General features: G+C 42.3%; 11 protein-coding genes and 1 riboswitch. Of the genes, 1 reads left to right on the top strand and 10 read right to left on the bottom strand.

Going from position 1 to position 10,232, the window contains the following annotated elements; translation table 11 throughout:
* Positions 1-6 precede the first annotated feature (6 nt).
* The 10 genes from purF to A8F95_RS18180 all read right to left on the bottom strand — a co-directional run bounded on the left by purF (position 7) and on the right by A8F95_RS18180 (position 9,317).
* Entirely contained in the window at positions 7-1,428 is a 1,422-nt protein-coding gene (gene purF / locus A8F95_RS18135) for an amidophosphoribosyltransferase (RefSeq protein ID WP_065411810.1), read from the bottom strand.
* The gene (gene purL, locus A8F95_RS18140) at positions 1,404-3,638 is read right to left on the bottom strand and encodes a phosphoribosylformylglycinamidine synthase subunit PurL (protein ID WP_065411811.1); all 2,235 of its coding nucleotides are present in this window, start codon (positions 3,636-3,638) and stop codon (positions 1,404-1,406) included. The genes purF and purL overlap by 25 nt, the downstream gene beginning before the upstream one ends.
* Positions 3,622-4,305 carry a phosphoribosylformylglycinamidine synthase subunit PurQ gene (purQ, locus tag A8F95_RS18145; protein WP_049659992.1) on the bottom strand — a complete coding sequence of 228 codons (684 nt, stop codon included), beginning with the start codon at positions 4,303-4,305 and terminating at the stop codon, positions 3,622-3,624. The genes purL and purQ overlap by 17 nt, the downstream gene beginning before the upstream one ends.
* Entirely contained in the window at positions 4,302-4,556 is a 255-nt protein-coding gene (gene purS / locus A8F95_RS18150; RefSeq protein ID WP_065411812.1) for a phosphoribosylformylglycinamidine synthase subunit PurS, read from the bottom strand. Before purS ends, purQ begins: the two co-directional genes overlap by 4 nt.
* Positions 4,549-5,268: a phosphoribosylaminoimidazolesuccinocarboxamide synthase gene (gene purC / locus A8F95_RS18155; protein ID WP_065411813.1), complete on the bottom strand. Its 720-nt coding sequence runs from the start codon at positions 5,266-5,268 to the stop codon at positions 4,549-4,551. Before purC ends, purS begins: the two co-directional genes overlap by 8 nt.
* 89 nt (positions 5,269-5,357) lie before the next feature.
* On the bottom strand, positions 5,358-6,656 hold the full coding sequence (purB, locus tag A8F95_RS18160) for an adenylosuccinate lyase (RefSeq protein WP_065411814.1): 1,299 nt from the start codon (positions 6,654-6,656) through the stop codon (positions 5,358-5,360).
* A complete protein-coding gene (purK, locus tag A8F95_RS18165) occupies positions 6,653-7,810 on the bottom strand; it encodes a 5-(carboxyamino)imidazole ribonucleotide synthase (RefSeq protein ID WP_065411815.1) in 1,158 nt (385 codons plus the stop codon). The genes purB and purK overlap by 4 nt, the downstream gene beginning before the upstream one ends.
* On the bottom strand, positions 7,803-8,291 hold the full coding sequence (gene purE, locus A8F95_RS18170; protein ID WP_065411816.1) for a 5-(carboxyamino)imidazole ribonucleotide mutase: 489 nt from the start codon (positions 8,289-8,291) through the stop codon (positions 7,803-7,805). The genes purK and purE overlap by 8 nt, the downstream gene beginning before the upstream one ends.
* A gap of 114 nt (positions 8,292-8,405) precedes the next feature.
* Positions 8,406-8,507, bottom strand: a riboswitch (purine riboswitch).
* A gap of 76 nt (positions 8,508-8,583) precedes the next feature.
* On the bottom strand, positions 8,584-8,778 hold the full coding sequence (locus A8F95_RS18175; RefSeq protein ID WP_065411817.1) for an NETI motif-containing protein: 195 nt from the start codon (positions 8,776-8,778) through the stop codon (positions 8,584-8,586).
* Complete coding sequence (locus tag A8F95_RS18180; RefSeq protein ID WP_065411818.1) at positions 8,775-9,317, bottom strand: DUF2179 domain-containing protein; 543 nt, start codon at positions 9,315-9,317, stop codon at positions 8,775-8,777. The genes A8F95_RS18175 and A8F95_RS18180 overlap by 4 nt, the downstream gene beginning before the upstream one ends.
* A gap of 307 nt (positions 9,318-9,624) precedes the next feature.
* Here A8F95_RS18180 and A8F95_RS18185 point away from each other — a divergent pair, with 307 nt between their 5' ends.
* A complete protein-coding gene (locus tag A8F95_RS18185; protein ID WP_065411819.1) occupies positions 9,625-10,158 on the top strand; it encodes a PepSY domain-containing protein in 534 nt (177 codons plus the stop codon).
* Positions 10,159-10,232 lie beyond the last annotated feature (74 nt).

The following is a 10,232-nucleotide window of genomic DNA, read 5'->3' on the forward strand; positions in this document are numbered from 1 at the left end:
CTTTCATTAGCACATTACTTCTTTATCATGCGGATGCTTTGTATCCGGTAAAATCTCTGTTGGGTATTCTCCTGTAAAACAAGCTAGGCACTGGCCGCAGTGACCATTTTGCTTCTCATGGCCAATCGCTTCAATCATGCCCTCTACACTCAAAAACGTTAAAGAATCAGCCCCAATGAGTTGACGCAATTCTTCATCTGTATGAGTAGCAGAGATTAACTCTTCTCTTGTTGAAGTATCAATCCCATAGTAACAAGGATTTTTAATTGGCGGCGAAGTAATACAGACATGTACTTCCAGTGCGCCAGCATCCTTTAACATTTTTACAATACGTTTGCTCGTCGTACCTCGTACGATTGAATCATCAACCATGACAACGCGTTTTCCCTCTACCACGCCGCGAACTGGAGACAGCTTCATTTTTACCCCTTGTTCACGCAATGATTGTGAAGGCTGGATGAACGTCCGGCCGACGTAACGATTTTTAATCAGTCCCATTTCATAAGGAATGCCTGTTGCTTCTGCAAACCCAATCGCAGCCGAAATGCTTGAATCCGGGACACCAGTTACAACATCCGCTTCAATATTTACTTCTTTTGCGAGCTGAATGCCAGAACGCTTTCTCGCACTGTGAACATTGATTCCATGAATATCACTGTCCGGACGAGAGAAGTACACGTACTCCATCGTACAAATCGCCTGGTTCGTAGCCATTGAAAAACGCTCGGACCGCACACCATCTTTATTGATGATCAATAGTTCTCCTGGTGCGACATCACGAATAAATTTCGCTCCAATGAGGTCAAAGGCGCATGTTTCAGAGGCTACACAAAAGGCATCGCCAAGCTGACCGATTGATAACGGACGCAACCCGTTGGGATCAAGTGCCACCATTAGTTCATTTTCTGTCATAACTAAAAAGGCATACGCTCCTTTTAACATAGACAAAGCATGTTTCATTTGATCTTTCATCGTTCCAAACCCGCCGCGGCGAATTAAATGCGCCAATACTTCTGTGTCTGAAGTTGTTTGAAAAATGCTTCCCTGGCCTTCAAGTTGATGCTTCAAGGAGGTCGCATTAATTAAATTTCCATTATGAGCCAGCGCCAGACTGCCAGACTGTGAATGAAACAGCAGCGGCTGAACATTTTCATATCCGCCGCCTCCTGCTGTTGTGTATCTTACGTGGCCAATGGCTCCAAAACCTTTTAATTCTTGAACTTTTTCCTGGCTGAATACTTCTGTGACGAGACCTTCACCTTTTATACCACGAAGCTTTTTGCCGTCTGATACAACAATCCCAGCTCCTTCTTGACCGCGGTGTTGCAAGCTGTGCAGACCGTAATACGTAATCTGCGCTGCATCTTCATGTCCCCATATGCCAAACACGCCACACTCTTCATTTAATCCTCTGATTTCAGCAAGCATGGGATCGCCCCTTTCCAAGCACCTTCAAGTTCATGGATTTCCGCTTTGATGACTTTCTCACCTTGTTGCTCGATCACTAAATCTGCTTCTGCCGTTACTTCGCCAATCAACTTCGCTTCCGTTACAATGGCTTCAAATGCCTCTTGATTTTCTTTGCTGACTGTCACGATAAAACGAGATTGCGTTTCGCTAAATAAAGCTGCTGTCCGCTCAATATTTGCCTCAACAGCTACGCTTGCTCCAAGGCCGGTGCCGAAAGCTTTCTCAGCAAGCGCTACTGCGAATCCACCCTCAGCTACGTCATGCGCTGATTGTACGGCGCCTGCTTGAATCGCTTTTAATAAAGCTGCTTGTCTTGCTTCCTCTACTGTTAAATCAATCGCCGGTGCTTTTCCGAAAATTTCTCCATTATGGTGCAGCTTTTGCAATTCACTTCCACCAAATTCGGCTTTTGTTTCTCCAATAACATAGATAAGATCGCCTGCTTGTTTGAAGCTTTGCGTTGTAATATGAGAAAGATCTTTAATGAGACCAACCATGCCCACAACAGGTGTCGGGTAAACGGCTGTTCCATTCGTTTCATTGTATAAAGACACGTTTCCGCCGATAACTGGTGTACTTAACACACGGCATGCTTCGCTCATTCCATCTGTTGCTTTTTCAAGCTGCCAGAAAATTTCTGGTTTTTCTGGATTTCCGAAGTTTAAACAATCGGTAATCGCTAATGGTTCGCCGCCTGAGCAGATGATATTACGAGCCGCTTCCGCTACCGCAATTTTTCCGCCTATTTCAGGATCAAGGTATAGATAGCGAGAGTTACAGTCTGTTGTCATCGCTAACGCTTTTTTCGTACCGCGCACACGAATGACCGCTGCATCAGAACCAGGTGCTACAACTGTATTTGTTCTTACTTGGTAATCATATTGTCCGTACACCCATTCTTTGCTTGCAATTGTAGGCTGAGAGAGCAATTGAATAAGTGTTTGTTTGAAGTCTTCCACTTGAGGTGTTTTTTGCTCCATCGCTTGATATTCGCCATAGTAAGCCGGCTCTGCCGATGGCTTATAATACACTGGCGCATCTTCCGCAAGGGCATCTGCAGGCACTTCTGCTACTACTTCGCCTTTATGAAGAAGACGGAGCATGCCATCATCTGTTACACGGCCAACCGTTGCAGCCTCTAGGCCATATTTAGCAAAAAGCTCTTCGATTTCTTTTTCGCGGCCTTTTTTAATAACAATGAGCATCCGCTCTTGTGATTCCGATAACATCATTTCATATGGCGTCATGCCTGTTTCACGCTGAGGAACAAAATCAAGATTCATTTCGATTCCTGAGCCAGCTTTGCTCGCCATTTCTGCTGAAGAGCTCGTTAATCCCGCAGCTCCCATATCTTGAATGCCGACAAGTGCATCACTTTTTACTAATTCAAGACAAGCTTCCAGTAACAGCTTTTCCATGAACGGGTCGCCGACTTGGACAGCTGGGCGCTTGTCTTCAGATTGTTCGCTTAATTCTTCAGAAGCAAAAGTTGCACCGTGAATACCATCGCGGCCTGTCTTGGCTCCAACGTACATAACCGTGTTGCCAACCCCTTTTGCTTGGCCCTTTTGGATATCTTTATGATCAATTAATCCGACACACATCGCATTAACTAGTGGGTTTCCTTCGTACGTGTGGTCGAATTGAACCTCCCCGCCAACTGTCGGAATACCGATACAGTTGCCATAGCCAGCGATTCCGGCTACTACTTCTTCAAATAAATATTTCACACGGCTAGACTCTAGCTCGCCGAAACGCAAGGAATTCAGCATGGCAACCGGACGGGCCCCCATTGAGAAAACATCACGGATAATGCCGCCGACACCTGTTGCTGCACCTTGGTATGGTTCGATCGCAGATGGATGGTTATGGCTTTCGATTTTAAAGACGACTGCCTGCTCATCGCCAATATCAACGATTCCGGCGCCTTCTCCCGGACCTTGAAGAACACGTTCGCCTGTTACCGGGAATTTACGAAGCACTGGTTTGGAATTTTTATAGCTGCAGTGCTCAGACCACATAACAGAGAAAAGACCGGTTTCCGTGTAGTTTGGCGTACGTCCTAGAATCTGCTCAGCTTTTGCGAATTCCTCATCCGTCATGCCCATTTCATGGTAAATTTTCTGTTCCTTAATTTGTGATGGACTTGGTTCAAGCATTAACGACATGAGATTCCCTCCATTGTTTTACAATTGATTGAAATAGTTTTAATCCGTCTGCGCTTCCTAGCAGCTCATCTACTGCCCGCTCGGGGTGGGGCATCATTCCGAGAACGTTGCCTTTTTCATTCACGATTCCGGCAATGCTCTGCAGGCTACCATTGAAATTATCAGCATACGTAAAAACGATTTGTTGATTGTCTTGCAGTTGCTTTAAAGTTGCTTCATCACAGTAATAGTTTCCTTCTCCGTGAGCGACAGGGATAGTAATTTCTTCTCCTTTGTTATAGGCAGAAGAAAACATCGTTTCGTTGTTTTCCACTCGTAATTTTGTCGGTCTGCAAACAAATTTTAAATCTTTATTGCGCAGCATCGCGCCTGGCAGCAAGCCAGATTCGAGTAAAATTTGAAAGCCATTGCACACACCGAGAATCGGTTTTCCTGCTTCAGCTGCTTTTTTCACTTCACTCATCACTTTTGATAAATGAGCAATGGCTCCTGAACGAAGGTAGTCACCATAGGAGAAGCCGCCCGGCAGTAAAATACCATCAAATTGGCTTAAGTCATCGGCATCATGCCAGACATATTCTACTTCTTCACCTAATTCATCCTTTACCGCATGAAACATATCAACATCACAATTAGAGCCAGGGAACACGATCACTGCAAATTTCACTGCTGAACACTCTCCTCAATCTCATATCTATAGTCTTCGATAACTGGATTTGACAACAGCTTTTCACATACTTCTTTTACTGTCTTCTCTACATCTTGGGTGTTTCCATCAATCGTTAATTCCATATATTTGCCGATACGCACATCTTGAACGCCTTCATAGCCAAGATTCGTTAGTGATTGCTGAACCGCTTTTCCTTGTGGATCTAATACACTTTCTCTTAATGTGACGAATACTTTTACTTTATACATGTTGTTTTCCCCCTAATCTATTAAATACTTCTTCATATGCTTCTACTAAATTACCTAAATCGCGGCGGAATACATCTTTATCCAGCTTGCGATTTGTGTTCTTTTCCCATAAACGGCAAGTATCCGGTGAAATTTCATCAGCTAGTAAAATAATTCCTTTTTTGTCTTTGCCGAATTCGACTTTAAAGTCGATCAAATCGATTTCCATTTCTGCAAATAATGAGCGAAGAGCTTCGTTAATAGCTAAAGCCTGCTTCTTGATCTCAGCTACTTCTTCTTTAGAAGCAATGTTTAACAACTGAATATGGTCTTCAGTAAGAAGAGGATCACCAAGTTGATCATCTTTAAAGTAGAACTCAACGATTGGTTGATCAAATACTTGTCCTTCTTCAAGTCCGAGACGTTTGGCTAAGCTTCCTGCCGCCACATTTCTCGTTACAACCTCGAGCGGAATAATCGTTACATGCTTAACCAGCTGCTCATGCTCTGAGAGCTGCTCAATAAAGTGAGAGGGAATGTTGTGCTCCTTAAGCTTTAAAAAGATGCGGCTGCTGATTTCATTGTTCAGTCTTCCCTTACCTGCCAGCTCTGCCTTCTTTTCTCCATTAAAAGCAGTGGCTGAATCTTTGTAGGAGATCAAGACAACATCCTCCTGATCGGTTGCATAAATCCGTTTCGCTTTTCCTTCATAAAGCAGTGAGCCCTTTTCCAATGTAACGTCCCCCTTGTAAAAATAATTAAAAATCTTCAGTCACTAGTTGTTAGAAGAAGGCCCCGTGTAAAACGGGTGCCTTTATTTTGTTATTGATCTAACCCAAGACGGGTGAAGATTGTATCTACATGCTGAAGATGATAATTATAGTCAAAGCAATCAGCAATTTCTTCAGCAGTTAATTTTGATGTAATGTTCTCGTCCGCTTCAATTAATTCACGGAATGGCACTTGCTTCTCCCAAGCTTCCATCGCCTTTGGCTGCACAGTATCATAAGCTGCTTCACGTGCCATGCCTTTATCAATCAAAGCTAAAAGAACACGCTGAGAATAAATTAAGCCTAATGTCCGATCCATGTTACGCTTCATGTTCTCCGGAAAAACAGTTAAATTTTTCACGATGTTTCCGAAGCGGTTTAGCATATAATTCAAGGCAATTGTAGCATCTGGCAAAATGATCCGTTCAGCTGAAGAGTGAGAAATATCGCGTTCATGCCAAAGCGGTACATTTTCATAAGCTGTTAGCATATGGCCACGAATAACACGAGCAAGCCCAGTCATGTTTTCTGACCCAATTGGATTACGCTTATGCGGCATCGCAGAAGAGCCCTTTTGACCTTTTGCAAAGAATTCCTCTACTTCGCGTGTTTCACTTTTTTGCAGACCACGGATTTCAACGGCAAACTTCTCAATTGAAGTAGCAATTAAAGCTAGCGTTCCCATGTAATGAGCATGACGGTCACGCTGTAATGTTTGTGTAGAAATCGGTGCCGGCTTTGTTCCAAGATGCTGGCACACATACTCTTCTACAAATGGATCGATATTCGCATACGTACCGACTGCTCCTGAGATTTTTCCGTACTCTACTCCTTCGGCTGCTTGATTGAAGCGCTCCAGGTTTCGTTTCATTTCTTCATGCCAGAGAGCAAGCTTCAAACCAAACGTAGTCGGCTCTGCATGAACACCGTGCGTCCGTCCCATCATAACTGTGTATTTATGCTCTTTCGCTTTCTCTTTTAAAATGCTAATGAAATTCTCAAGATCTTTTCTCAAGATAGTGTTTGCCTGCTTTAATAGATAAGATAAAGCTGTATCGACCACATCTGTAGAAGTTAAACCGTAATGTACCCATTTGCGTTCTTCTCCGAGTGTTTCAGATACGGCCCGTGTAAAGGCTACAACATCATGTCGTGTCTCTTCTTCAATTTCTTTAATACGATTTACATCAAACCCCGCACGTTCACGAATCTTTTGTACGTCTTCTTTCGGAATTTCACCAAGTTCTGCCCATGCTTCACAAGCAAGAATCTCCACTTCCAGCCAAGCTTGATAACGGTTTTCTTCTGTCCAAATGGCTCCCATTTCCGGGCGTGTATAACGTTCGATCATTTCTTTTGTCCTCCGATCAACTTTCCATTATTGCTCCAGATTCCGCTTGCCTCGACTTCTTTAAGTGCGTCATTGACGTCATTTACCAAAATGGTGATATGCCCCATTTTTCTTTTCACTTTCGCTTCTGCTTTCCCGTATAAGTGAACAGACCATTCTGGATGTTCAGCTATACCCTCCAGAACACCAGGCACGTGTTCACCAAGGATATTCACCATAAGAGCCGCCTTTAGCAGTTCGGGCGTTTTTAGCGGCCAATTGCAAATGGCACGAATATGCTGGCCAAACTGGGAAACGTCGCAAGCTTCAATTGTATAGTGCCCTGAATTATGAGGTCTCGGCGCTAGCTCATTAATGTAAATTTCTCCGTCTTTACCAACAAACATCTCTACTGCTAATGTGCCAATGAGAGAGAGCGCTTCAGCAATCTTCTCTGCTGCTTTGACCGCCTCTTCTTTGACTTCATCCGTCACTCTTGCTGGTACAATTGTTTCGTGGAGAATATTTTCTTTATGTATATTTTCTCCGACTGGAAAGTAAGTGGTTTCCCCTTGAAGATTTCGTGAAACAATAACCGAAATTTCCTTTTCAAACGGAATCCATTTCTCTAATACACATACACCGTGCTGCAAGAGCTGGGCTGCTTCTTCAATATGAGCCGCTTCTTTAATCACAAATTGTCCTTTGCCATCATAGCCGCCACGTGCTGTTTTCAAGACAGCCGGATATCCGAGCTTATCTATCGTATCATAAATTTCTCCTGCTTCTGTGATCACTGCATAAGGTGCGACAGGGACGCCCGCATTTGTAATCGCTTCTTTTTCAGCAACACGATTTTGTGTCACCCTGATTAATTCTGCCCCTTGTGGAACAAAGGCTTTTTGCTGCAGCTTCTTTAAGCCTTCATAATCAATATTTTCAAATTCGTACGTAATGACATCGCTAACCGCAGCCAGTTGCTCTAAAGCTTCCGGGTCGTCATAAGCCGCATTAATTTCGATATCAGCTACTTGCCCGCATGGAGAATTTTCTCCTGGTTCAAGGACTGCAATCTTAAAACCAGCTTCTTTAGCAGCAAGTGCCATCATCCGGCCAAGCTGTCCGCCACCGATAATTCCTATCGTTTGCCCGGGCATAATCATTTGTCTAGACAAGCTGATCACTACTTTCCAACACAGTTTCTTCTATCTTTTTGCGTCGCTCCTCAAGTTTTAGAGCCACTTCCTGATTCGTAGTAGACAATATTTGGGCTGCCAATAATCCAGCGTTGGTAGCACCAGCTTTCCCAATAGCCACTGTTGCTACTGGTACACCACCTGGCATTTGCACGATGGATAATAAGGAATCCATCCCATTTAGTGCTTTCGATTGGACTGGTACTCCAATGACCGGCAGCGTCGTTTTAGCAGCAACCATTCCTGGAAGATGGGCGGCGCCCCCTGCACCAGCAATGATCACTTTCAACCCTTTCTCTCTTGCACTTTCCGCGTATTGAAACATGAGATCCGGTGTACGGTGTGCAGACACTACCTTCTTTTCAAAGGAAATCCCCAGCTCTTCTAAAATATCACAAGCATGCTTCATCGTTTCCCAATCAGAGGTACTTCCCATAATTACGCCAACTTCTACTGACATGATTGCCCTCCCCAAAATAGTTAATTGCATATAAAAAGCCCGGATAGCTGCCTTTCTCACAAGAGAAAGCAGCTCATCCGGGCAAAAAGCTCGTTAAGAATATAATAAGCCCAAGATAAGATGTGCTTTCCCCATAGTCCGATCATTTACGGTAATCGGGTAGAAACTCGCAGGCCATATTCCCGCTATTATATGAGGCGCTGTATTTGTCATCTACATCTTAACAAGCTTAAAACGTTGTTGTCAATAAAAAATCGAACAATTATATTTTTTCTTTTTTTAATGTTCGTGTTTAGCCTATCATTTTTCCTTCAAAAATGATTTCTCTGCCAACAGGTATATACTTTTTCTCTCCATTCGTCATTTCTTCCTTAAAAACAGGCCGTTCCATTCTTCGAACAGGAAGATATCCTTCCTTAGCCATTCGCTCAAGGCACTGATCAATCGTTTCATTTTCCTGTAAATAAAACTTTTTCTTTTTACTCATTCGGCCAACTTTCCTTTTTTTACAGTTTTTACCCAGAACCCGCCATGAATCGTTTTTGGTTCATACGCAATAATAAATGCTTTAGGATCCAGCTCTTTAATCTGGCTGTATAGCTTTAATTCATACTTTCTTGGAGTTAAAATTTGCAATGCCATTCGGTCTCCTTCAAGTCCATTAGCTGCCCAGCTTGTTACCCCATATCCTTGTTCCCGCAGCTGTTTTGGCAAGTCTTTATCATATTCCTTTGTGATGACATTAACTGTAATATAACCAAGCGCTAGTTTTTCTTCCAATTTCATACCAGCAATAACCCCAAGGCCATATCCAATCGCATAAGCAATGACATTTTGAATTTCGTTTAAATTATCAAGCACCATTCCTAAGCCAATAATGTAAATAACAATTTCGATCATGCTGACAAAAGCAGCTATATAACGATACCCCTTTAAGGTTAAGATCATCCGAATAGTAAAGAATGATACATAACAAACATTAATAATTAAAATAATCAACGCCATAACTAATCCATTTTCGAGCATGGGGCACCCTCCTTTAAATTAAAAACTAATAACCTTTTAAACAATGACGTAAGTTTATCACAAATTAAATAGAGAAAAAAGAAGAAGTGAAAGGGAAAAAATTCTCCTTGTAGCTTTCTATCCATTAAAAGGGAGCAAACCATAAGATCGACTTGCCAAGTCACTTTCATAAATAAAGAATTGATATCAATGTTTATGAACATCTTCTAATATTTGCGGCATGACGAAAAAAGCAAACAATCTTAAATAAAGTGATTTGAAGTGGGAATACTAATAACATACTGTTATTATGAAAGGGATTTTCATCATGAAATTAATAACAAAGGTCCTAACAGCTACTATATTTGTAACAACTTTATCAGGAGTTAGTGCTTGCACTCCGGCGAATAACGAACCGAAATCAGTCCAAACAAATGAAACAAAATCATTAATTAATGAGGTAAAGGCAAAAAGAATTGCATTGAATGAATTAAAGGGCGGGATAGTGAGAGAAATCCACCTGGAAGAAAGTAAGGAAGGGAATAAAGAATACGAAATTACTATTGTAAAAAGGGATAAACGATTTGAGGTGGACGTTAACGCTCTAACAGGCAAGGTTTCGGAAGTTAGCCAATACCTCCCTCAGAAAAATAAAATTAAAACAAAAGTTTCTAATCAAAAAGCACGTGAAATAGCAATAGATCAGGTAAATGGACGAGGAACCATCTCTGAAATTAACTTAGACACATACAACAACCAATTAGTCTATGATGTTGAAATATCTACAGTCTATGGACGTGAAGCAGAAGTACTGGTAGATGCAATGACGGGAAAAGTAGTAAAGTACACAAAACGGGATTAAAAATCAATAAAAAAAAGAGCCATAAGTTGGCTCTTTTTTTGCTTTGCCTGGCAGCGTCCTACTCTCACAAGGGG

Source organism: Pseudobacillus wudalianchiensis (assembly GCF_001685015.1).
GTDB lineage: Bacteria > Bacillota > Bacilli > Bacillales > Domibacillaceae > Pseudobacillus > Pseudobacillus wudalianchiensis.